Annotated in this window: 20 protein-coding genes and 3 pseudogenes; 16 read left to right on the forward strand and 7 right to left on the reverse strand. The window is 68.5% G+C overall.

What is annotated here, in order from left to right; all coding sequences use genetic code 11:
• Window positions 1-29: 29 nt before the first annotated feature.
• The gene (locus tag ABCR94_RS12805; RefSeq protein ID WP_347119386.1) at window positions 30-1,142 is read right to left on the reverse strand and encodes an alpha/beta hydrolase-fold protein; all 1,113 of its coding nucleotides are present in this window, start codon (window positions 1,140-1,142) and stop codon (window positions 30-32) included.
• A 329-nt stretch (window positions 1,143-1,471) separates the two neighbouring features.
• Here ABCR94_RS12805 and ABCR94_RS12810 point away from each other — a divergent pair, with 329 nt between their 5' ends.
• On the forward strand, window positions 1,472-1,681 hold the full coding sequence (locus ABCR94_RS12810; protein WP_347119387.1) for an MbtH family protein: 210 nt from the start codon (window positions 1,472-1,474) through the stop codon (window positions 1,679-1,681).
• A 636-nt stretch (window positions 1,682-2,317) separates the two neighbouring features.
• On the opposite strand, the gene ABCR94_RS12815 is transcribed toward ABCR94_RS12810, so the two are convergent.
• Window positions 2,318-2,827 carry a MarR family winged helix-turn-helix transcriptional regulator gene (locus tag ABCR94_RS12815; protein ID WP_347119388.1) on the reverse strand — a complete coding sequence of 170 codons (510 nt, stop codon included), beginning with the start codon at window positions 2,825-2,827 and terminating at the stop codon, window positions 2,318-2,320.
• Window positions 2,828-2,957: 130 nt separating this feature from the next.
• Between ABCR94_RS12815 and ABCR94_RS39050 the strand changes: the two genes are divergently transcribed.
• The 5 genes and pseudogenes from ABCR94_RS39050 to ABCR94_RS12845 all read left to right on the forward strand — a co-directional run bounded on the left by ABCR94_RS39050 (window position 2,958) and on the right by ABCR94_RS12845 (window position 8,220).
• Window positions 2,958-4,091, forward strand: coding sequence for an NADP-dependent oxidoreductase (locus ABCR94_RS39050; RefSeq protein WP_521976860.1), 1,134 nt, complete (start codon window positions 2,958-2,960; stop codon window positions 4,089-4,091).
• 162 nt (window positions 4,092-4,253) lie between these two features.
• Complete coding sequence (locus ABCR94_RS12830; protein WP_347119632.1) at window positions 4,254-5,387, forward strand: NADH:flavin oxidoreductase; 1,134 nt, start codon at window positions 4,254-4,256, stop codon at window positions 5,385-5,387.
• Between the two features lie 103 nt (window positions 5,388-5,490).
• Window positions 5,491-5,683: pseudogene (locus ABCR94_RS12835) on the forward strand (transposase); the annotation flags it as partial.
• 123 nt (window positions 5,684-5,806) lie between these two features.
• Entirely contained in the window at window positions 5,807-6,958 is a 1,152-nt protein-coding gene (locus tag ABCR94_RS12840; RefSeq protein WP_347119633.1) for a hypothetical protein, read from the forward strand.
• A 137-nt stretch (window positions 6,959-7,095) separates the two neighbouring features.
• Window positions 7,096-8,220: a hypothetical protein gene (locus ABCR94_RS12845; RefSeq protein ID WP_521976862.1), complete on the forward strand. Its 1,125-nt coding sequence runs from the start codon at window positions 7,096-7,098 to the stop codon at window positions 8,218-8,220.
• Between the two features lie 379 nt (window positions 8,221-8,599).
• Here the strand turns inward: ABCR94_RS12845 and ABCR94_RS12850 are convergent, their stop codons facing one another.
• The gene (locus ABCR94_RS12850; protein WP_347119389.1) at window positions 8,600-9,154 is read right to left on the reverse strand and encodes a GNAT family N-acetyltransferase; all 555 of its coding nucleotides are present in this window, start codon (window positions 9,152-9,154) and stop codon (window positions 8,600-8,602) included.
• Between the two features lie 29 nt (window positions 9,155-9,183).
• Here ABCR94_RS12850 and ABCR94_RS12855 point away from each other — a divergent pair, with 29 nt between their 5' ends.
• Together ABCR94_RS12855 and ABCR94_RS12860 are read left to right on the forward strand one after the other, a co-directional pair.
• On the forward strand, window positions 9,184-9,480 hold the full coding sequence (locus tag ABCR94_RS12855; protein WP_347119390.1) for an Imm49 family immunity protein: 297 nt from the start codon (window positions 9,184-9,186) through the stop codon (window positions 9,478-9,480).
• On the forward strand, window positions 9,477-9,599 hold the full coding sequence (locus tag ABCR94_RS12860; RefSeq protein ID WP_347119391.1) for a hypothetical protein: 123 nt from the start codon (window positions 9,477-9,479) through the stop codon (window positions 9,597-9,599). Before ABCR94_RS12855 ends, ABCR94_RS12860 begins: the two co-directional genes overlap by 4 nt.
• Window positions 9,600-9,690: 91 nt before the next feature.
• Here ABCR94_RS12860 and ABCR94_RS12865 read toward each other — a convergent pair whose 3' ends face one another.
• The 3 genes and pseudogenes from ABCR94_RS12865 to ABCR94_RS12875 form a co-directional block, all read right to left on the reverse strand.
• Entirely contained in the window at window positions 9,691-10,320 is a 630-nt protein-coding gene (locus ABCR94_RS12865) for a class I SAM-dependent methyltransferase (RefSeq protein WP_347119392.1), read from the reverse strand.
• Between the two features lie 327 nt (window positions 10,321-10,647).
• Window positions 10,648-11,332: pseudogene (locus tag ABCR94_RS12870) on the reverse strand (haloacid dehalogenase type II).
• Between the two features lie 362 nt (window positions 11,333-11,694).
• Complete coding sequence (locus ABCR94_RS12875) at window positions 11,695-12,063, reverse strand: hypothetical protein (protein ID WP_347119393.1); 369 nt, start codon at window positions 12,061-12,063, stop codon at window positions 11,695-11,697.
• A gap of 218 nt (window positions 12,064-12,281) precedes the next feature.
• Here ABCR94_RS12875 and ABCR94_RS12880 point away from each other — a divergent pair, with 218 nt between their 5' ends.
• The 4 genes and pseudogenes from ABCR94_RS12880 to ABCR94_RS12895 all read left to right on the forward strand — a co-directional run.
• A complete protein-coding gene (locus tag ABCR94_RS12880; protein ID WP_347119635.1) occupies window positions 12,282-12,512 on the forward strand; it encodes a helix-turn-helix domain-containing protein in 231 nt (76 codons plus the stop codon).
• Window positions 12,513-12,908: 396 nt separating this feature from the next.
• Window positions 12,909-13,946, forward strand: coding sequence for a DUF2332 domain-containing protein (locus tag ABCR94_RS12885; RefSeq protein ID WP_347119394.1), 1,038 nt, complete (start codon window positions 12,909-12,911; stop codon window positions 13,944-13,946).
• Window positions 13,947-14,877: 931 nt separating this feature from the next.
• Window positions 14,878-16,584, forward strand: a complete 1,707-nt coding sequence (locus ABCR94_RS12890) for a lysyl oxidase family protein (protein ID WP_347119395.1) — start codon at window positions 14,878-14,880, stop codon at window positions 16,582-16,584.
• Between the two features lie 327 nt (window positions 16,585-16,911).
• Window positions 16,912-17,022, forward strand: a pseudogene (locus ABCR94_RS12895) (IS630 family transposase); the annotation flags it as partial.
• A 13-nt stretch (window positions 17,023-17,035) separates the two neighbouring features.
• On the opposite strand, the gene thpR reads toward ABCR94_RS12895, so the two are convergent.
• On the reverse strand, window positions 17,036-17,662 hold the full coding sequence (gene thpR, locus ABCR94_RS12900; RefSeq protein WP_347119396.1) for an RNA 2',3'-cyclic phosphodiesterase: 627 nt from the start codon (window positions 17,660-17,662) through the stop codon (window positions 17,036-17,038).
• Between the two features lie 423 nt (window positions 17,663-18,085).
• Between thpR and ABCR94_RS12905 the strand changes: the two genes are divergently transcribed.
• The 4 genes from ABCR94_RS12905 to ABCR94_RS12920 all read left to right on the forward strand — a co-directional run bounded on the left by ABCR94_RS12905 (window position 18,086) and on the right by ABCR94_RS12920 (window position 21,959).
• Complete coding sequence (locus ABCR94_RS12905; protein WP_347119397.1) at window positions 18,086-18,988, forward strand: MFS transporter; 903 nt, start codon at window positions 18,086-18,088, stop codon at window positions 18,986-18,988.
• A gap of 152 nt (window positions 18,989-19,140) precedes the next feature.
• Window positions 19,141-20,616 (forward strand): IS21 family transposase, encoded by a 1,476-nt coding sequence (gene istA / locus ABCR94_RS12910; protein ID WP_521976416.1) that lies wholly within the window; start codon window positions 19,141-19,143, stop codon window positions 20,614-20,616.
• Window positions 20,617-20,676: 60 nt separating this feature from the next.
• Complete coding sequence (istB, locus tag ABCR94_RS12915) at window positions 20,677-21,450, forward strand: IS21-like element helper ATPase IstB (RefSeq protein WP_347116964.1); 774 nt, start codon at window positions 20,677-20,679, stop codon at window positions 21,448-21,450.
• Between the two features lie 98 nt (window positions 21,451-21,548).
• Window positions 21,549-21,959 (forward strand): hypothetical protein, encoded by a 411-nt coding sequence (locus tag ABCR94_RS12920; protein ID WP_347119398.1) that lies wholly within the window; start codon window positions 21,549-21,551, stop codon window positions 21,957-21,959.
• Window positions 21,960-22,058: the final 99 nt, after the last annotated feature.

The raw sequence follows: 22,058 nt of genomic DNA on the forward strand, positions 1-22,058 counted from the left end.
GGCGTGTCCGAACACGCCCCCGGAACCGCTCAGGCGAGAGCCCAGGCGACGTCTCTGAGCAGGGCGTGCCGCCAGCCTGCCCGGTCGTGCTCCGAAGCCGACCGCGAAACACGCACGGTCGCACCGGCCTGTTCGGTGAGGGTCTCGGTCAGCTCGCAGTGGGGCAGCATCCGTGTCTCGTGTTCCCCCACGTCGAACGCGCACCGCAGACGGGACAGGTCGGGGCGCCGGCGCAGGCGCTCGGCGATGGCGCCGCCGACCGGGCCGCCCAAGGGGTCGGCCTGGTCCATGGCGTCGGGTGTCCACCAGAAGGACGCCGACTGGCAGGCGATTCGCGAGACCAGATCCGGGAACTCCAACGCCGCGTACATCGCGCTCAGCCCGCCCAGGCTCTGCCCGGCGACGACCAGCCGGTCCAGGTCGGCAGGGACGCCGGACTGCGCCACCAGCGGTAGCAGTTCGTCCCGGACCGCCTCCCACAGCTCGGGCCTGCACCCGAACTCGGCCTGCCGGTCCTTGGCCGGAAGGAAGACGAGTGTGACGGGGGGCAGCTCACCGCTGGCGACGGCCGAGTCGAACGCGGTCATCGCCGGGTGCAGATACAGCCAGTCGTCCCCGTCGAGCAGCAGGACCACGGGTCCGCCGCCGCCCGCCGGGTGAACGCGTACGGTGCGCCGCCCGCCGAGCCGTTCGCTGGTCCAGCGGATCCGGGTGCGCGGGAGGGGCAGGACGTCGTCGGCGCCGACGACGGGCCAGTGCGGCTGGGCCGGGGCGTCCGGGGTCGCGGCGATGGACCGGTCACCGCCGGCACCGACCGGGTTGAGCGGGTCGGCGTAGGCCGCGTCGCCCGCGACGATTCGGTAGGTCACCCGCAGCCGCGCGGGCATGCGCACTTCGGCGTACCAGCAGTCCGTATCGGCCCACCGGCGCAGGGGAACCGGCTGTGACCAGCTTTCGAAGTCGATGCTCGCCGAAGACCCGCGCCACAGGAACAAGGTCAGCCAGCCGCCGTCGTCGGCAGGTATCGACGCGGGCGTCCGTGCCGAAGCCCAGAACTCGTCGGTGCCTGGTCTGCCGGGCAGTCCGAACTCAGCGAAGGCATTGTCGTTGTCAGCCGCGGGGCCGGAATCGGGAGCGGTCATGGCCGGCCGGTGAGGCGGCCGCCCGTGGTCCGGGAGAACGTGCTCGGGGGCACGTTCGCGCCGTACTCGGTGCGGACCCGATCGATCACTGGGCGCATGAACTTCTCCTTGTGAGAGGGAAGGGGAGAGGTTAGGCTCATCCTGCATTAGGTGAGCCTAACCTAATGCTTATCCTCCCTCTGTCTCCGATCCACCTCCTGAACGGGCCCCATGTTCCTTGCCGGGGGCGCGGCAACGGGCCTGCCCACCGCCCCACCCACAACAACGACCTGACGCACACTCACGACGCGGCCGGCACCGGCCCGTCTGCCCTGAGGAGGCACTGACACATGAGCACCAACCCTTTCGATGACCCCGAAGGCCGCTTTCTGGTCCTGGTGAACGACGAGGGACAGCACTCGCTCTGGCCGTCCTTCTCCGAGGTTCCCGGGGGATGGACGATCGCCCTGGACGAGAACACCCGAGAGGCATGCCTGGACTTCGTCGAGGCCCGCTGGACCGACCTGCGCCCCCGATCCCTCACGCCGTCCGCCGGCTGACCCCTCACAGCGAACCGCCCCACCGGGGGAACGACCCGCCCACAGGCCCACCCGTGCGGGGGATCCGAGGCCGGGAAGGGCGTCGCCGAGCTCCTGCATTTTTCCGATGGGCAGTTCGGCACTGAGGGGCCACCGGTCGCCGCTTTCCTGCGTGGCACCGATGTGCCCACCTAGGCCGGCGATCCTCGAGCGACCGTTCCCAAGGTGTGATCGGGGATCACCGCCTCCACTTCCCTGCACGGCTCGTGGACCTGTGTTCCCGCGCGGCTCAGCACGCGCGTCAGCACCAGCGGTGTGAGTGTGCGGAAGTCGCTGCGGTGCTCATCGGGGATGCCCGGCCCTCGTCGGCAAGGTCGCTCAGCGCGGCGTGCAGCGCGCCCCGCTGACCGGGGCGGCGTGCGCGAACGACGGCCTCCAGTCCCGGCGGGGCGGGCTGCCGGCCGGTCGCCGCTGGCCGCACCGACGCGGTCGCCGACCCGGATCCCCGTTGGACCGCGAAGTACCCCTTCGTGCAGCTCGTGATTGGTCGGGACGTGTTTCGTTCTCCGGCGAGCCGGCGAGCCGGCCACCTGGCGTTAAAGCTTCACATTGGCGGTTGTGCGCAGGTGTTTCCGCCGCGTCCGGGGGAGGGGGCACTCACACAGCAGGCTTGGGTGTGGGTTTGCGACGCGGGGCGGTGGAGCGGGGCGGGATGGTCTGCATGTGTTCGCGGACGCGGCCGAGGGTGTCGCTGAGGGTGGTGATGTCCGGGCGTGCCAGTGGCGCCAGGAGCAGGCGCTGGACAAGTTCTTCGTGGCCGGGCATGACCTGGCCGAGCCGGGCCCGTCCGTCCGGGGTGAGGGCGACCGTGATGCTGCGTTCGTCGTCGCTGGAGGGTGCCCTGGTGACCAGCCCGGCCTTGGCCAGCTGGGTGACCTGGTAGGTCAGTCCGCTGCGGCTGTGGACCAGCCGGTCGGCGATGTCGGTCATGCGCTGCCGGCCGTCGGGATTCTCGCCGAGCGTGGCGAGGATCTGGAACTGGGTGTAGCTGAGGCCGCCGTCCTCGCGCAACTGCTGATCGACGGCGTGCTGGAGCAGGGTGCTGACCTCCATCAGAGCGAAGTAGGCGGCCAGCTGTTCGGGATCGAGGGACGGCGTGTGCGGCATGGACGTAGATTCTACTTGCTGCGAACTCGAAGCAGATGCAGGGTCATGAAGTGCTTCGAATTCTCAGCACATAGGGATCGGTCTCGAAATCCGGGACGACGGTCCGTATCGATGACCCTCAGGAGGCTTTATGAAGGCAGTACGTTTCCACGAGTACGGCGCCCCGGACGTCCTGCGCTACGAGGACACCGCTCGGCCCGAACCGGCACCCGGCGAGGTGCTGGTCGAGGTCGCGGCGACCTCGTTCAACCCGGTCGACGCCGCGATCCGCGCCGGGTACCTGCAGCAGGTCTTCCAGGTGGCGCTCCCGCACATCCCGGGTATCGATGTCGCCGGAACGATCGCGGAGCTCGGCGACGGCGTCACGAACTGGGCGGTCGGGGATCAGGTGATCGGGTTCCTGCCGATGATGCTCGACGGGGCCGCCGCCGAGTTCGTCGCGGTTCCGGCCGGCATTCTGGCGGCCGCGCCGACCTCGATCCCGCTGGCCGAGGCCGCGGCGCTGCCCGCGACGGCGCTGACCGCCTGGCAGGCGCTGTTCGAGCACGCGGGGCTCCAAGCAGGTCAGCGGGTGCTCATCAACGGTGCGGGTGGGGGCGTCGGCGGGTTCGCCGTGCAACTGGCCAAGCAGGCCGGGGCGTTCGTGATCGCCACGGCTAGCCCGCGCAGCACCGAAGCGGTCCGGGAGGACGGTGCGGACCAGATCGTCGACTACACCGTGACCACGCCGGCCGACGCACTGACCGAGCCGGTCGATGTGGTGCTCAATCTGGTGATGGCCTCCGAAGCGCAGATGGCGGCCCTGACCGGGCTCGTCCGTCCAGGCGGCGTGCGTGATCCTCTCGACGGCGTCACCCGCCGTGCCCGATCCGGAGCGGGGTGTGCGGGACCTCCAGATGCAGTTGCGGGCCGACGCCGACCAGCTCGCGGCACTCGCCAAGAAGGTCGACGCAGGGGAGATCCGCGTCCACGTCAGCGCCACCTACCCCCTGTCGCAGACCGCCCTGGTGCACGAGCAGAGCGCCGCCGGCCGGATCAGGGGCAAGGTCGTACTCACTCCCACCTCCTGATTCGCCACCTCACGGGCACCAGCTGTTGTGGCGCCATCGCACCGGTTGAACGGAGCAAGACATGGCCGACACGCTCGGCCCGTGGTGGAGAGGTCGCGAGCCGGGTCCGCGGTCCTCCGGTTGGGCCGTCGCTTCGGCGCGCGCAGAATCTCAGCAGACGTAGGCCGGATCCCCCTAAGTCGTCGGTCGGCTGACGCCATGTTCCGTGATTGGCCAACCGCCAGCGATATTCCCGTCGCCGGTGTGGCGCAGCAGACACCGTGAGTTGGATGGCGCCGCCGCTCTCCCTGGTTGCGTAGAGCGGACCCCATGCCTCCGGGCCGTGGCCGTCCCCATTCACGTATCGACCGAGGAGACTGACAGTGACATCCAGCGACTCCGCCGCCCGCGCGGCGCAGGTGCTTTCCCGCCCGTTCTCGCTGGGCCGCCTCACCGTGCCGAACCGGATCACGATGGCGCCGATGACCCGCGAGTTCTCGCCGGGCGGCGTCCCAGGCGCAGATGTCGCGGACTACTACGCCCGCCGTGCGGCGGGCGGTGTCGGCCTGATCATCACCGAGGGGACCTACGTCGACCACGCCGCCGCCGGGACCAGCGGCAACGTGCCGCGCTTCCACGGCGCGGACGCGCTCGCGGGCTGGGGACGCGTGGTGGAGGCGGTGCACGCAGCGGGCGGCCGAATCATGCCGCAGCTGTGGCACGTCGGCATGGCCCGCGCCGCCGGTGCGCCGCCGTTCCCGGACGCGCCGCCGTCCGGCCCCTCCGGGCTCGCCCTCGACGGGACGCAGTCCCCGACCGGCCACGCCATGACGCAGAAGGACCTCGACGACGTGGTGGCGGCCTTCGCCCAAGGTGCGGCTGATGCAGAGCGCCTCGGCTTCGACGGCGTCGAACTGCACGGCGCGCACGGCTACCTGATCGACCAGTTCCTGTGGTCGGGCACGAACCGGCGCGAGGACGGCTACGGCGGTGACCTCCCCGCCCGTACCCGCTTCGCCGCCGAGATCGTGGCCGCCTGCCGCGCCGCCGTCTCGGCCGACTTCCCGATCCTGCTCCGGATGTCGCAGTGGAAGATGGGCAATTACGAGGCGCGCCTCGCCGACACTCCGGAGGAGCTGGAGGCGATCCTCACCCCGCTTGTCGCGGCCGGCGTGGACGCCTTCCACTGCTCGACGCGACGCTACTGGCTGCCGGAGTTCGAGGGCTCGGACCTCAACCTCGCGGGATGGGTCAAGAAGCTGTCGGGCAAGCCCACGATTACCGTCGGCTCAGTCGGTCTCGACAACGAGTTCATGGGCTCCTTCAAGGGCGAGTCGGCCGCCGTGAGCGGCATCGACGGCCTGCTGGACCGGATGGACCGCGACGAGTTCGACCTCGTCGCCGTCGGGCGCGCGCTCCTCGGGGACCCGGAGTGGGCCGCCAAGGTCTTCGAGGGCCGCGACGGCGACCTCGTACCGTTCGACGCGGCGATGCTGCGCACGCTGAGCTGATCGCCGAGCGCGGGAGAGTCCGCAGCCAGTGTGCCCACTTCCAGGGCCAAGGCCGGCTCTTTGGTCGATTGGACCCTTGAGTCAACTGTCCAATTGATTGGACATGTCCGTCCGGTCAGTGATCACTGATGCGATACGGGTGTGGATTGATCCGCTCATGTCGGCCGATCCACCTGGCGGGGCGGCGGTGGGCCAACCATCGCCGCACGCTGGAACCCATCGCATGGAAGTGCCGGACCTGCTGGCCTCGGTGGGACCTGCCCTCTGAACTCGGCTCGTTCAAGGCTGCCCACAAGGCGTCCCCATCGAACTCCACGTATGGCCCGTCGAGCGTGGCGGAGCCGTGGACGGGGCGCTGCTTCCGTCGCCAGGTCCACAGGCCATACTGGTCGGGCCCTGATCACCCACGGAACGACTCCATGGCCAAGAAAAGCACCTCCTCGACCACCGTCCCCGACACCGCGTGGCTGGGGCGCGGGCGCCACCTCGGGCCCGAGCCCGAGCAGGACGTCCGGCGCAACCTGATCGCCCTCAAGGCGGCCGGGGTGCTCGATGACTTCCTGGACCTCGACCCCGTCGAGGCGGCCCGCTCCACAGTCCTGCACCCGCGGGACGGGTCCGCCGACCCCGGCCCGTCGGCCCGCCGCCTCTTCGAGGCCCGCTGGCGCGTGGCCGACGACGTCACCGTGCGCGCGCAGCTGACCACGTACGACCCCGAGGCCCGCCGCAAGGAAGGCGAGGGCGTCACCTGGGTCCTCGCAGCCGAGACGGAGCGAGCGTGGGACGTGTACTGGCCCTCGCCCGCCACCATGTTCTGGCCCGACAGCGAGCAGGTCGCCTGGGATCACGACACGGTGCCCGGCGTGCGCCAGCGGACGACGAATCACCTGCCGAAGGAAGACGGCGAGCTGCGCCACCGGCTGAGGGACTGCACCCGGCAGAGCTGGTTCATCCATGTCGTGGTGCACGAGGCGATGACGCCGGACGCGATGGGGCAGCAGCCGATCTCGGCGTTCCTGCCGCCGAGCCTGCGGCACCGGGTGATCGAGCACCGGGGCACGCCGGAGCAGGCACAGGTCGCCGACTTCGCGATGAAGCGGGAGCTGGGCGTACGGATACCGCGCGGCGGCGCCGTCGTCCTGCCTACGGCGCCGCAAGGCCCGGGGTACGACGCGGAGCGCTTTACTGTGCGTAGCGTCTTCCTGGACGGCTCGGAACCGACCGAACTCCTCGACAGAATCAAGGAGTTCGCCGCACTGCCGCGGCCGCTGCCGCCCGACGCCGAACGGGCCCTGACGCGGCTGCGTCAGGGCTGGCACCTGCTCACTCCGGACGAGGAGCTGGTCCACGCCCAAGGCATGGTCACCCAGTACGCCGAGGCGCTCGATGCCATGACGAACTCCCGTGACCTGTACCGGGAGGCTATGGAGGCGGCGCACGCCGCGCTGGCCGAGGTGACGGGTGGCGACGGCGTGCCCCGGCCGCCCGCGTCGGGGCCGGTCAAGGCGGACGGCTCGCCGCTGGGCGCCCTCACGAAGGCGTTCGGCCGCTTCCGGGACCCGAACAAGTAGGGGAACCAGTAGCGGGCGGGATGACCGCTGACCGCGCTCAGCCAAGCGACGAAGTGTCCGAGCCGGCCGGCAGGGTCCCGTTATGCGTACCCGAGTCAGTTGATCAACCCGCCTGTGGCGTACAACCTTTCCTGGGGTTGATCAGTCTTCTCAACGGCCACCATCGTGGTCGCGCCTACGAGGAGATCGTCATTTCCGCCATACGTAAAACCCTGACCGCTACTGCCGTCGCCACTGCGGTCCTGGCCGGATCCACCGCCTGCGGCACGGTGGAGAACCTGTCCGCCGGGCAGAAGCTCGACCGGGCCTTCGACAAGCTCGGTCAGGAACACTCGCTGTCCTTCGAACTCGACCTGGACGCCGACGCCAAGACGCTGAAGGCACTGGATGCCGATGCGGAGCCCGGCGAGGAAATTCCGGACGAGGTCGCCGAGCTGCTCACTGCGGGGCGGCTCTCCGTCTCGATGCAGTCCAAGAAGCCTCTCGCCGAGTCGGGCGACAAGGACATCACCGGCGTAGCCATGAAGTTCAGCAGCCCGGACGGTGACCTGTTCGAGTACCGGCTCGTCGGCAAATACACGTACTTCCGCGCCGACGTGGATGGCTTCGAAAAGATGACGGGCATGCCCATGCCGCCCGCCGACGAGCTGTCCAAGAGCGCTGGAGCCTTCAAGAAGCTGCTCCAGGGCGAATGGGTCAAGGTCGCGACGAAGGACCTTGAGGACACCCGCGACGAGATGGGCGCCGGGCAGGGCCCGGAAGGCGGGAAGCCCTCGGCGGAACCCACCCTCGATGCCAAGACGCAGAAGGACCTTATGAAGGCCCTTCGTGAAGTCCTTGCTCGCGAGGTCGATTTGCAGACCGCCGGTGGGAAGGGCGACACCGAGCACGTCACCGCCACCGCCCCGCTCCGTACTCTGCTCACCGAGCTGGTCGACGAGATCCGTCCGCTGGCGAAGGATCTGCCGCCGGGTGCCGAGCTGCCGACGGACAAGGACCTCAAGGAAGCGCCTAACAAGAAGGTCACCGCGCGCTTCACGCTCAACAACGGTGCGCTGAGCGAGGTGTCCGTGGATCTCGCGAAGCTGGCGCAAGACGCGAAGGTGAAGAAGCTCGCACTTGTGCTGCGCGTGGGCAAGGGCGAAAAGGCCACGGTTCCGGCCGGAGCCACCGAGGTGACGGTCGACGAGCTGATGGAGAGCTTCTTCGGGGGCACCTCGGGCGAGGTGCTGGGCGGAGAGGGATTCCCGGAGGAGGCGTAGGGGTAATGTCAGGCGGCAGGTGGGGCGGTGCCGCCTGCCGCCTGCCGCTTGTCGCCGGTGTCGGCGTCGGAGGAGGGAGATCCGTGGCCTCGGCGCTCTCCTGTACGCCGACGACTCTGTGGTCCTCGTGAGGTGAACCCACACCGGGGCACTGACCTCGGAATATCGTGACGGCTCGCCAGTTCAACTGGCGGGCCGTTTCGGCTTGTTGGGTAGGTTGAGGGGCGGTGCGCCGCTCGCCGTGCTGGTCGACGTATTCACCTATCTGGTGTCCGGCCTGCTGCTCGCCTCGGTGAGGGCCCACGATCCTGTCCCTCACACACAACTAATCGTTGTTGCCTAACTGGCAGCAGCGACTATCGGCGCTCTGGGTGGGAGCTCATTCGCTCGTCGAGTGCAGTTGGGCGAACTCGCCGGCGAGCATGCCCATGATGACGAGATCGTGGTGTTGACCGGCGAAGAACACGTGGTCGCGGAGGCGGCCCTCCTCAACAAAACCGAGCCGCTGATGAAATGTCATTGACGCCTCGTTGTGTGCGAAGACCCGCGCTTCGCACTTATGAAAGCGCCGCTCGGCGAACATGAAGCGCAGCAGCATCACCGCGGCTTCAGCCGCGTAGCCTTTGCGCCGGTGATCAGCGCCCATCGTGATGCCGTACTCGAACCAGCCCGCACGTGGATCAGCGTGGTGCGAGCCGACAGCACCGACGATTTTCCCCGTGTCGACTGCTTCGATTGCCAACCCGAAGCAGTCGCCATCAGATTTGGCGGCGGCCTGCTCCTTCGCCCAGGCACGGACGCCCTCGGCGGAACGAGGAGGGTTCAGCAGGTCCCCCAGCCGCTCCTCGTCCTCGGCGAAGCGCATGAACGCGGTCCAGTCGTCGGGCTCGATACCGCGCAGGCGTACCCGTTTGCCAGTCCAGAACGATGTCATCCCCTATTCGATCACTCTATATCGCGGTCGTGTGCCGCCAGCGAGACCGGATCAACCGGCTGTGCCAGGTGCCGCTGAAGACGCTGCGGCACGACGACTCCGTCGACGATTACGTGCTGCACTGGATCGACACACTACAGACCTACTTCTCCGAGCGCCCCCTGGACGACGTCGTGGCGAAGCTGCTGTCCACCATGGAGACGTCCACGCCGGACACTGTGAACCAAGCGCCGCAGGACTTCGTGAACCGCGTCGATTACCAGCCGGTCAGCAGGTCATGGCCGCGCTCTGCGACATCCTGTCCTGCACCCCGGCCGACCTGGTGACCACCACCGCCGAGAACGCCGGTGTCCGCAAGACCGCCACCGGCGACCTGCCCGCACCGCCCGTCGGCAACATCGCGAAGCTGCGGCCCCGCCCGGCCCGCATCCTGCCCGACGCATGAGCCCCGTCTACAAGACACCCGAACGGGCTGGGTTCCTCGGGGAACCGGTGACAGTTGAATACGAGAGCCCATCAGTACCGAAGGCCATGCTCTAGCGGAGGCGGGCCAGCAAGTGGGCGTCGAGGAAGCCCCGTTCGGTGGCCGGGTCGTGGAGCAGCCGGGCGAACGTGACGAGCCCGGCCCCGGCCAGCAGCTCGGCGAAGCGGTCAGCCGGCCAGCTATAGGCGGGCGTCACCTTGTGGTCGAAGCGGACCGGCTCGGGCCCGTCGGTCGCGAAGAACGAGACCAGGAGCAGGCCACCTGGTGCCAGGACACGCGCCTGCTCGGCGAGCAGCGCGGGTAGTTCCCCAGGAGGGGTGTGGATCATCGAGTAGTGGGCCAGCACGCCGCCGAGCGCGCCGTCCTCGACTGGCAGGGCCTCCATCCGCGCCTCGTCGAACTGCAGTGCCGGATGGGCCCGCCGGGCGTGGTCGATCATGGCTGGGGAGAGGTCGAGTCCGAAGGCATCCAGCCTCAAGTCGTACAGCATGGCCGTCAGATGTCCGGGCCCACAGCCGACGTCGGCCGCCCGCGGGTTCCCCGTCCCGCGCACCAACTCGGCGAAGGTGCCGACCATGGCCCGCGCGAACGGCTGCGTCTCCAGCCGATCAGCGAACATCGACGCATACAGCTCGACGATTCCGTCGTATGCCGCCCTGGTCTCATCCTGGTGTTCCACCACGGGAAGGAAGTTAACACCCCCCGTTCGCAGCTGTTCTCCGGCCCCGTGCCGAATCCCGTCCCAGTCGTCGCGGACTCGCTCGGCTACCACGACAAGACCACCACCCGGCTCCGCAACGAGACAGGTGGGATCTGGAGCCGATACGCCGCTGGCGACCACAGTCGGTCACCAGTTGGCTGGGTTCCTCGGGGAACCGGCGACAGTTGATCAGGCGATCACACCAGTATCAACCCCCGGAAAGTCCTTACCTATTCGTCGGTTCACCCCAGCGCTCAACAGGCACAACGAGCCGACAACGCGACAGCCGCATGATCAGCCGGGCAGGCCTCAGGCCTTGTCGAGTTGGTCGGCCAGGTCGGCCAGGTCGTCGGCGTGCAGGTCGAACCGGTCCGAGGATGCGGGCGGGTCGCCGACGGGGCGGGCGACGTAGGCGGAGCGCAGGCCGAGGCCCTGGGCTCCGCGTAGGTCCCAGGCGTGGGCGGCGACCATCAGCAGCCGCTCCGGCAGTCGTCCGGAGACGGTGACGGCCAACTGGTAGACCGCCGGGTCCGGCTTGTAGGTCCGGACGTCCTCGGCGGACAAGGCCTGGTGCCAGCGCAGCCCGGCGTGGGCGTTGAGTCCCAGCAGCGCCGTCCGGCTCGCGTTGGACAGTCCGATCAGCGGGAACCGTTCGGCGAGTCGGGCGAGCCCTGCCACGGTGTCGGCCCACGGCGGGAGGCGGCGGCCTGCCAGGGCCAGCGCCGCTACGGCGGTCGGGTCTTTGACCCCGGCGGCGTCCGAGTTGGGCGGCTTCCCGGTCGAGGACGTCGCTGGTGAGGTAGGGCCGGAGGCCGTCGAGGATGCGGCTTTGCTCGCGGTCGATGTGCTGCTGCCACAGCGACAAAAGATGCTCGATCCTGAGGTCGTCGAGCGACGGGTCGAGTTCACGAATGCCGGCGCGGATACCGGTGGGTTCGTCGACGAGCGTGCCGAGCACGTCGAACACGACGGCATCGATCTCTAGCTCTGCCATGGGAGAGGTCTCCTGAATGAAGCAGGTGCGTGAAGGCGGCTGTTGGTCGAACGCGACGGGAAGCCACCTTGATTCCCGACCCGCACATGAGAACCGCACGCACTGGGCCGCCCCGTTCTTGCGGGTGATCTCCTGGCCTTCGAGGGCATTGTCGCGGATGTAGTAGTGGATGTAGTCGCGTTCGGACTCTGCCATGGCGGCGAAGAAGGCGAACAGGGCGGCTCCGTGTCCGGTTGACCTCACCCTGGACCTCAAAGAGAACCGCCCCGCAGCGCATCCGAACTCGCGCAGCGGGGCGGGGCTCGCACCAGGGCGTCGGGTGATCCGCGCCGCCGTGCTCCTGGGGCAACTCCCCGGGAACGTCAGGGTGCCGGGACAGCCGGGACAGCCGGGAGTGCACAGCCTGCGGCGGCGGCTGCGGTCTTGAGAGCGTCGGCAGCCGCAGCGTTGGCCGTCTCCTGGGCCTTGAGGGCCTCCCCGGCCGCGGCCTGGGCAGCGGCCGGGGAGGCAGCGATGACCAGGGCGGCGGCCATGCTGGCCGACGCGGCGACGTTGGCGGCCGCGAAGGCCGCGGCCTTGGTGGCTGCGTCCTTGAGCAGGCCCACGCAGGCTGCGGCATCGGGGGGAACGGGAACGGGATCGGCAGCGGCCGACGGCGCGGTCAACAGCCCACCGCTGACCACCAGGACCGAAGCGGCCAGGGACGTGGCGGCGATACGACGAAGCTTCATGGATCGAACTCCTGACACATAAGGGACGAGCCCACACAGGGCAGATCCAGAACCGGAACCTCAATGCACGGGCCCACAGCCACGCGGCAGGCGACAGATTCGCTACCCGTTACGCGGCCAGCCACGGCGCGGCTCCCACCAGAGCCGACCACGCTCCGACCCCATCCGCATCCTCAAGCAGGCCGAACGAGTCGCGGGCTCATGAAGCTCGCGTATATCTGCGGTACGCGTTTCGTATCGAGCCGGTAAGTCAACGCATCGCTTTGGCACGGACGTTCGGCTGCGCAGGGGTGGTCTACAACGATGCGCTGGAGGGGCGGCGCCTGGAGTCGGCTGGCGAGCTCGTATACGACGGGTGCGTTGCCGCAGCCTTCGGCGAGCTCACGGAGCGCGGTCCGTTCGGCGTGAGTACCCGACGCGGTTTCGTGGAGCCCCAGTCCGCGGCGTAGGCGTAGTGTGCGTCGGCGGATGGAGACATTCACTTCGCGGGGTCCTTGTCATCCTTGGGTCGGTTGGAAGCGCGCGGGTTCGCAGATTCCTGGACGTAATGGGGCTGAAACCCGTGTGTGGTGCGGTGGTTGAGCTGCGAGTCCCGCGCGGTTTCGTGTCCTGGTCGCAGTCCTGCTGGCCCGGGTTGGGTGCGGGCGGCCTGATGTCCTGTCAGGTTGGAGCGCTCGCCATCTGTGGAGGGAGCGGGAGTAGCCGGCGAATCGGTCGAGGATCTCCTCGGCGCTCTTGTGCCAGGTAGGGGCGGGTTTTTCGTTCCAGTGGCTAGAATCGGCGGGATGCCAGGGCCGACCGCAGGAGGCGCCGTACCCGTGGGTAGGGCCCGCACACTCGCTCAGGTGTACCGACACTTCGGTGAGGTCGACGCCGCCGAAACATCGCCGCTGTACGAGCGTGTCGCCATCGCTCTGAGTGAGTCCGACGAGGCGCTGCACGCCATCGAGGCGGCGCCGACGCGCAAGTGGCACCCCACAGTGATCCTCGCCGCACTGCACGACCTCGCCCTCGCCGGACGCGCCCCGGCGCTTGCCGCGGCCTATGCCGCTGCGGACGGCGACGCTGCCGCGGGCGCGGCGGTCGACACGCTGCTTCGGATGACCGACTCGGTGGTGGCCATCGCGGTGCGCCGGCAGACGCTGACCAATGAGACCGGACGCTGTGCCGTGCTGTATCCGGCCATTGCCGAGGCGGCGCGCCGGGTAGGCGCGAATGCGGTTGGGCTCATCGACGTGGGGTGTTCGGCTGGGCTCAATCTCAATGTCGATCGCGTTGGCATCACGTACAGCAACGGACAATCGTTGGGCGACGCGTCATCTCCCGTGCAGCTGTCGTCTTCGATCGTGGGAGGCCGGCCCATCCCGACGCGGGCGATGCCCGAGGTCGTAGCCCGGGTCGGTGTCGACCTCGATCCGGTCGACGTGACCGACGCGGATGACGCTCGATGGATGCGCGCCTGCCTGTGGCCGGATCAGCCGGAGCGGGTCGCAAGGCTCGAAGCGGAGATGGCGTTGGCGGCGACGTCCCCTCCGCTGCTGCTGCAAGGTGACGCCGTCGAAGTGGTGTCCGAGGCCTTCGCCCGTGTGCCCGCGGATGCCCTGCCTGTCGTCACCACGACGTGGGCGCTGTCGCACTTCTCGCTTGAGAGCCGCCTGCGCTTCCTGCGCTGCCTCGACGAAGCGGCGGCCGGCCGGGCGGTGGCGTGGGTGTCAGTGGAGGGGGTCGGGGTCGCGCCGACGATACCGACACTTGGCGATCGCCGCGCCTCTGGCCACAGCATCATCGGCCTGGCGGTGTTCGACCGGTCGACTCTGCGCGCCGAGGCCATTGGCCGATGCTGGTCGCAGGGCCGCCTGCTGGCGTGGCTGGCAGACTCCTAGTGTCCTGTCAGGTTGATCCATCGACGAACTCTCCTGGAATCGGGATTTCGTAGGCTGGAGCTGGAGCGGAAGAGGCAAGTGCCTCGACAGAAGGGCTTGAGCACTCAGGGTGTGTCCGGGCAGAACGGGCTCCGGTCACCCGTGCGAGGTAACAGGTCCTGGTACAGGCACTTTCAAGAACGCCGGTCAGTCGTGGGTGAGGCCGGAAACTCAGCGACTATTGCTCAACCCTGGTCGGTGGTCGGTGGTCGGTGGTCAGCGAGGGAACCGGGTGGTCTTCCCGGGGTGAGCGGCAGAGATGTAGCGGAGGTCCACTTGAGCAAGGCGCTGTTGACGCGCGGGTGTCAGGTCGAGGCGACCAGGCGACGACCGCCGTCGTCCATGCCATGCAGGCAGGGTGTCGCAGCATTGACACCGTGGCGATCAACGACAACGAGGCCCACCGATGAACGCGAGTGTGTCCCATGGCCCACGGGCCATACCGTTCGGGCACCTCCCGCCAGGCCGTGCTGGTACGGAACTTCCGGCGGAAGGGCTCACTCCGTGGCCCGAAGCGACGGACCGCTTCGCCCTCGTCGGCGGCCACTTCGCCGAGCAGATCGAGGACGTGGCGCGGCGGGTCGCACGCGTCACCGGACACGAGCCGGTGGCGCTGGACCTGTCCGACGCGGACAGTCCCGTCCACGCGCTGCAGGTCGTCTGTCCTCGGTACCCGTACCACGCGCGAACCGAGAACCGTGATCTGCGGCGCATCACAGTAGACCAACTCAGGCTGTCCCAGAGTTGGTTCGGCGCTTCGCGTCCTGATCCTGCACTCACAAGCCGTTTTCGGCCAATCGTCGGTGCCTCATGGGTTCGCAGCCAACCCACAGCGCCTTCACCACCTCTCACAGGCAGGAGAAAGTTCGGAAGACCCGGAAGACGAGGAACGATGACCAGACCCCCCTTGAACCGGATGTGGCGCGCGGCGATCGCAGCCGGCGCGACAACTGCCGTTATTGCAGGAGTTGTTGCTGCCGCACCCGACGGCAACAATGCGCAGTCCGCGCCGAAGCTCAGCCTGATCGCCGCCTCCACCTCGGTCACCCTCGACTCGTGGAAGGAGGATCCGGGCGTCTACCTGGACCTCGGTACGTATCTCACCGCCGAGAGCGGCCCGCTCGAACTCAAGGTGACCCGGAAGTCCTACAAGGACCCGGTCGTCGCCCAGCAAGTTATCCGCGACGGCGCCAGGACGACGGTCAAGACCCTCCCCAAGGGGCTGGTGAAGGGCTTCTCCGGGCTGCCGGACTTCGCCCAGATCAAAGTCACCAACACAGCGGGCGCGACGGTGATCAGCAAGACTGAGCCGTTCTGTCCCAACAACGCCTCCGGCCGCGTTCGCCCCGACGCCCCGGCCAAGTCGAAGTATCCCGAGAGCTGCCCACCGAACCCGTTCACACTCGGTTCGGTCTGGGGCGTCGAGAATGGCTGGGCGTCCAACACCTACGCCGGTTACGACGCCGCTCCCGTCGCCCTGCCGGCCGGGAAGTACACCGCCACGGTGTCCGTGACCAAGACCTACCGCGATCTGTTCGGCATCGCCGACAAGCCGCAGACGGTCAAAGTGACCGTGCGTGAACGCAGTTGGGAAAATGGTGGTGCCGGGGCCCGCGCTCGCTCCACCATGGATCACAGCACCCACCAGATGTCCGGGCACTCAGGTCACGGCGCGATGCGCTCACCCGCGCCCGCCGCCGCTACGAGCGGCGCCGGACCCTCGTACAACGTAGGTCACGGTCCGCACACCCCCGCGCCGCCCGCCCTCCCCTGGGCGGTGAAGAAGGCCGCCGGTTTCCGTGCGGCCCAGACGGGTGACGCGCCCGGCCAGACCGACGGCTCCCGCAAGGCGCCTGCCGTGCAGCCCAACGCGAAGCGGCCGACCGGCAAGGCGGCCGTGCCCAACGTGCCCAAGCCCGACCTGCGCTCGCTGCCCGCCTACGGCATCCAGATCAGCGACGGCGGCCAGGACGTGCCCGGCAAGGACTACCTGGCCTTCAGCGCCAACGTGTGGAACGCGGGCCCCGCGCAGCTCGTGGTGGACGGCTTCCGTAAGCCCGGCGCCGAACTGATGGACGCCTACCAGTACTTCTACGACGCCAACGGCAAGCAGGTCGGTTACACCCCGACCGGCACCATGGAGTGGGATCCGCGCCCCGGTCACGAGCACTGGCACTTCACCGACTTCGCCAGCTACCGGCTGCTGAAGGCCGACCAGAAGGAGCAGGTGCGCAGTGGCAAGGAGGCGTTCTGCCTGGCCAACACCGACGCCGTGGACTACACGGTGAAGAATGCCAACTGGCACCCGGGCAACACCGATCTGTCCACCGCGTGCGGCCAGGAGAACTCCATCTCCGTACGCGAGGTACTGGACGTCGGCTCCGGTGACACGTACACCCAGGACCTCCCCGGGCAGTCCTTCGACATCACAGGGCTGGCCAACGGCACCTACTACATCCAGGTGCTGGCGAACCCGGAGAAGCGGCTCAAGGAGACCAACCTCACCAACAACAGCGCACTGCGCAAGGTGATCCTGGGCGGCACGAACGGTGCCCGCACGGTCACCGTGCCCCCGCACGACCTGGTGAACGCCAACTGACACCAGAGCGAGGACAGCGGTCGGCCCCCGGGACGCGTTCCCGGGGGCCGGTCCGCGCTCACCCGGTTCGCAAGACGCCGATGCCGTTCGGTACGGGCCGCTCCGCGCTGCCGCTGGGGTGGTCGAGTGCCGCTGCCCCTGCGTGTGCGGCGGACCGGGCGATGGTGGAGATGGTTCCCTTGGCGGTCCGGTTGAGAGCGCCATCTCCGCGCCACGGGGTGATCACCGGGCCGTTTCTCGTGTGCCGGGGCAGGCATGGAAGGAGGAGGCCGATCGCCACCTCGGGTGGTGGCGTGCAGCGCGAGCAGCATGCTCGGCGGCGGCGCCGTGCAACTGCACTCATACGCAGCGGACTTGAACCCAGTGGAAAGTGTCTGGTTGCTGCTGCGGCGTGCCTCACTGGCCGATGTTGCCTTCACTGACGACGAACACCTCGAAGGCGCTGTCGCCCTCAGGTGACCTCGTTCATGCCGTCAAGGTTGGTCGCCATTGGGATTTTCCCTTTGCCGAGGGGCCATGCCTCGATGTCGCGGTAGTGGACCGGTCCGCGGCTGCGGCCGACGTTGCTGCCGACCAGGTGCAGACGTTCGGCAGGCCATCGGCGGCCGGTGAATCCGGCGAATCCTTCGGCGATTTCTCCTGCCGAGGATCGGTCTCCTCGGCGGGCGCGGGCCAACGTCAGATGGGGGTGCAGGGGGCGGTCCTCGAAGGCGACCCCGCAGTTCTTGACGGCGGTACGTACATCGGCGGCGAGCATGTGCAGCTCATCGAGGTCTCCGTCGATTCCGCTCCACAGCACCCGGTCGTCGAAGTTTCCGCTGCCGCGCAGTGCCAGACAGGGGGGTTGGTGGTCGGCTGCGAGGTTGGCGAGTGGCGGTCGCAGGAGCGGAACTGTCTCGGCCGGTAGCTCCCCGAGGAACGCCAGGGTGATGTGCCAGTCTTCAATGCGGTTCCACCGCATGTGAGGGTGTGTGTCATAGGCGGGGCGCAACTCCCGGGCCAGTTCTTCTTTCGCGTGGTCGGGCGGGGCGAGGGCGATGAACACGCGAACGGTCGCCGGCTGGGTCTGATCGTTCATACCGGACTCCGTTCTGCACCCGGGAAGTGGATGCGATGGCCCAGGCTCCGGGCCTGTGCCCAGGTGACGGCGGCCGGGCAGGTGAGTGTGCGACGCCTCGTCGCGGAGGCCCGGCTCTGCGGAGGCCCGATCCGCGGCGGTACCGGCGCGCTCGGGTGCGGGCTTGGTCGCGGTGTTCGGGGTACGGGGGCCGGTGCCCGGCGTTCTCTCGCATGTTTTACCTGTTGTTTGTGATTCTCGGTGGAGGCACGGTTCTGCAGGTCATGCCGTATCGGGTGGTGTCTGTTTCCCGCAACAGGTCGGCATGGACTCTGCGGGCCGTTATGCATGAAGGGGGTAGCGCCGAGGTAAGGCCAAAATTCAGGGGCACGCGATCTTGGTGCAGCTGCGGCGGGTTCTGCGACCGCTGCTAGCCTGCCGTCCATGATCAAGGGCAGCCTGACGGGCCGAATAGGCCGCATTGCGGGGGACAGCAGGCCGGAGCGCGTGCTGATCGCCGCCAGTTTCGTCAACCGGGTCGGCAACGGTCTGTTCAACGCGGCGTCGGCGCTCTATTTCACCTTGGTCGTGGGCCTGCCAGCTGTGCAGGTCGGCGCCGCGCTCACCATCGCCGGATTGATCGGCTTGTGCGCGGGGATACCCGGAGGGCATCTCGCCGACCGACGTGGGGCGCGCACGATCATGATGCTGGCCCTCGCGGTCCAGGCGATGTCGATGGCGGCCCTCGTCCTCGTCGAGAGCTGGGCCGCGCTCACGATCATCGCGGCGGTCGACCAGATCGCCGCAGCGGTGGGCGGGGCGGCCTGGGGCGCTCTGGTGGTCCGGGTCGGGGGTGATCGCCCGGCCCTGTTCCGGGCGAAGTTGCGCACCTTCGTCAACCTGGGCGTCGTTCTCGGAACGGTGGGTGCCGGGCTGGCGCTGGCCGTGGACACCCGTGGCGCCTATGTCACGCTGATCCTCGGCAACGCGGCGAGTTTCGCCCTGTGCGCGGGGCTTCTGCTCCTGCTGCCCCGCTATCCGGTGCTGGCAGCACCGCCGCAGCAGCGTCGCTGGCTCGCTTTCGCGGACCGGCCATTCCTGACGTTCACCGCCCTCTACGGGGCCATGGGACTGCAATACCCGGTGGTCTCCCTGCTCCTGCCGATCTGGATCTCCGAACACACCGAAGCGCCGCGCTGGACGGTGGCCGCACTGTTCGCCGTCAATGCCGCCTTCTGCGTACTGATGCAGACCAGGATCGGCTCCCGTATCGAAACCCCGCACGACGGCGGCAGTGACGGCGGCCGTGGCAAAGTCCAGATGTGCGGCCAGCCGAGTCCAGGCTGATGGCCACCGGAAGTCCAGGTGGATGGCCGTCTGACCAGTGGTGTTCCTGATCACTTCCTTAACTGGAGGAGACCCCTCCGCCCGTTTGCTGGTGTTTGCACGCATCAGCTACCGGCCGGAGAGGTCCTGTGACGAAGTCTGACACGGAGATTATGGAAATCCTTGAGGCGTACGACCTGACCGGGACGGTCTGGTCGGCGGCGACCTTGACGGGGCACGACCCGAAGACGGTCAAGAGGTATGTCGAGGCCCGCAACGGCGGGCGCAATCCCTATGAGCGAGAGCCGCGGCCGAAGATGATCGACGCGTTCGGGGAGAAGGTCGAGGAGTGGGTCGAGCAGTCGAAGGCGACGATCCGAGCCGATGTGGTGCACGAGAAGCTCGTGAAGATGGGCTACCGGGGCAGCGAACGCTCGACGCGGCGGGCGGTGAACGCGGCGAAGAGCGCGTGGAAGGCGGGCAAGCGCCGCACGTACCGGCCGTGGATTCCCGAGCCGGGCCGGTGGCTCCAGTTCGACTGGGGCGAGGGTCCGCGCATCGACGGCCGTCGGACCTGGTTGTTCTGCGCGTGGCTGTCCTGGTCGCGGTTTCGGGTCGTGATCCCGGTCTGGGACTGCACGTTGGGCACGCTGGTGGCCTGCCTGGACACCACGCTCAGGCGGATCGGCGGGGCGCCGACCTACGTGCTGACCGACAACGCGAAGACGGTGACCGTCGAGCACATCGCCGGGATCCCGGTACGTCATCCGCAGATGGTCGCCGCGGGCCGGCATTACGGCTGCCAAGTGGTCAGTTGCGTGCCCTACGACCCCGAATCGAAGGGCGGCGCGGAAGCGACGGTTCGTATCGCGAAAGCCGACCTGGTGCCCACAGATGCGAACCTGCTGGCCGCTTACGACACCTTCTCCGAGCTCGCCGATGCCTGCCTGACCTGGTGCGATGCGGTGAACTCGCGCCGCCACCGGGCGACTGGGCAGATACCTGCGGACCGTCTGGACGTCGAACGCACCACGCTGCACGTCCTGCCCATCGAGCCGCTCGCGCTCGCGCTGGGCGAGGAACGGCTGGTCGGCTCGGACCGCACTATCAGCTTCAACTCGGTGCGCTACTCGACCCCGCCGGGATATACCGGCGCGAGGGTGTGGTGCCGGGTGGTCGGCGAGGAACTGTCCATCACCGCCCGCACCAACTCCGGTGATCTCTCGGAGATTTGGCGCCACGAGCTCTCCACCCCGGGTGTTCCGCAGATCATCGACGAGCACTACCCCGACCATCCCGACGGACGCAGCATCCACCAGCCGAGGCTGCGGCCCCGCTCGGAAGCGGAGATCGCGTTCGTGGGCATCGGCCCCGGAGCCGGGCGCTGGCTCAAGGAAGCCGGACCCGCCGGCGCCACCCGCATCCGCGCCAAGATGGCCCGCGCGGTCGAGCTGGCCGCCGTCCTGGGCAACGACAGAGTCGACCAGGCCCTGGGGCTGGCGGCCACAGCCGGGCGCTTCGCCGACGACGACTTGCTCTCGATCCTGGGACACATCGCCGACAGCAAGCCCGCCGGAGAGGTCGTCCGCGCGGACGAAGCCCACTCCGTCCAGAACGGAACCAGTGGCTGGCAGGCCCTGGGCCGCTGACCCAACACATCACCCACCAGCGAATCCTGACCGAACGTCTCATAAGAGAACGGCACCCCCATGAGCTTTCCCAACCCGCCCGCGATCCCCGAGGAACTCGACAAGCTCATGCGCCGCATGCGTCTGCCCTATATGCGCAAGGCGGCCCCGGACGTTCTGGCCACCGCCCGAGCTCAACGCTGGGACCCTGCCGAGGTGCTGCGGCTGCTGATAGCCGAGGAGGTCACCGGCCGCGACGCGGCCACCCGGCGCCTGCGGCGCCACTCGGCGAACTTCCCCACCGGCAAGACCCTGGGCTCCTGGCGGGCCGAGGACTCCACCATCCCCGAACCCACCCAGAATTCCCTCACCACCCTGGAATGGATCGGCCGCGCCGAGAACTTGGTGATCGCCGGCCCGTCGGGGACGGGCAAGAGCCACTTCACCGAGGGCCTGGCCCAGGCCGCGATCGAGAAGGACATGCGGGTGTCCTGGTTCACCCTGGAGACGCTGAGCACCGCGATCGGCAAGTCGAAGGTCGACGGGTCCACCGCACGGACCGTCGCCCGGATCTGCCGGGCCGATTTGATTGTCATTGATGACATTGGCCTGCTTCCAGTCGGCGAGGACGCCGCCGAGGCGTTCTACCGGATCATCGATGCCGCCTATGAGCGCCGTTCTATCGCGGTGACCAGCAACATTCATCCCTCGGGCTTCGACACGATCATGCCGAAGACTCTCGCGGGCGCGAGCACCGATCGCCTCATGCATCACGCTCACCTCGTGACCACCTCCGGCGACTCACATCGCCTCGCTGAGGCCCTCGCCGGGAAGGGAGTGGTCCCCTTGAACTGACCCCCCACCCCAGGAACACCACTGGCCACACGCCTGGGTTTCTGATGGCCACCAGCCTGGGCCTCCAACGGCCACCTACCTGGGCATCTCAATGACCGTTGACAGGCAGGGCGTTTCGCACCGCGGGGCTGCTCTTCCTCGTCAGCTGCCCGATGATGGCGCTGGCGGCGTACACCCCGGTCTGGGCGGCAGCGGGACTGGTCCTGGCAGCGATCTTCGTCCATAGCCTGGCAGAGGTCTGGGAGTCCTCGGCGGGCTTCGCCTTGGGCTTCGGTCTTGCCCCCGACCATGCGCAGGGCCAGTACCAAGGTGTCCTCGGCCTAGGCTTCAGCGCGGGCCAGGCTCTTGCCCCCGCGATCCTCACCACGGTGGTGCTCGGCCTCGGCACGGCGGGCTGGCTGCTGCTGGCGGTGTTCTTCGCGGCGCTGGGATCTGCCGGCCCAGCTCTTGCCCGCTGGGGCATGCGGACCCGGCCGCAGCCGGGCGTGGCTGCGGAAGTGACGGGATGACCAAGGAGCAATTGTGTCAGGTCGCCTGGCCGTAGCCGTCCACGCCGGGGACATCGCCGCGCAGCGGACTGAAGTCGACGTCCAGGGGCGGGGTCCCAC

The sequence above is a fragment of the Streptomyces changchenzhani genome, from assembly GCF_039766235.1.
Classification (GTDB): Bacteria; Actinomycetota; Actinomycetes; order Streptomycetales; family Streptomycetaceae; genus Streptomyces.

Coding starts and splice junctions, on each gene's coding strand:
- ABCR94_RS12805 (WP_347119386.1), bottom strand. CDS start 1,142: ATGACCGCTCCCGATTCCGGCCCCGCGGCTGACAACGACAATGCCTTC.
- ABCR94_RS12810 (WP_347119387.1), top strand. CDS start 1,472: ATGAGCACCAACCCTTTCGATGACCCCGAAGGCCGCTTTCTGGTCCTG.
- ABCR94_RS12815 (WP_347119388.1), bottom strand. CDS start 2,827: ATGCCGCACACGCCGTCCCTCGATCCCGAACAGCTGGCCGCCTACTTC.
- ABCR94_RS39050 (WP_521976860.1), top strand. CDS start 2,958: ATGAAGGCAGTACGTTTCCACGAGTACGGCGCCCCGGACGTCCTGCGC.
- ABCR94_RS12840 (WP_347119633.1), top strand. CDS start 5,807: ATGGCCAAGAAAAGCACCTCCTCGACCACCGTCCCCGACACCGCGTGG.
- ABCR94_RS12850 (WP_347119389.1), bottom strand. CDS start 9,154: ATGACATCGTTCTGGACTGGCAAACGGGTACGCCTGCGCGGTATCGAG.
- ABCR94_RS12875 (WP_347119393.1), bottom strand. CDS start 12,063: ATGAAGCTTCGTCGTATCGCCGCCACGTCCCTGGCCGCTTCGGTCCTG.
- ABCR94_RS12890 (WP_347119395.1), top strand. CDS start 14,878: ATGACCAGACCCCCCTTGAACCGGATGTGGCGCGCGGCGATCGCAGCC.
- thpR (WP_347119396.1), bottom strand. CDS start 17,662: ATGAACGATCAGACCCAGCCGGCGACCGTTCGCGTGTTCATCGCCCTC.
- ABCR94_RS12905 (WP_347119397.1), top strand. CDS start 18,086: ATGATCAAGGGCAGCCTGACGGGCCGAATAGGCCGCATTGCGGGGGAC.
- istA (WP_521976416.1), top strand. CDS start 19,141: ATGGAAATCCTTGAGGCGTACGACCTGACCGGGACGGTCTGGTCGGCG.
- istB (WP_347116964.1), top strand. CDS start 20,677: ATGAGCTTTCCCAACCCGCCCGCGATCCCCGAGGAACTCGACAAGCTC.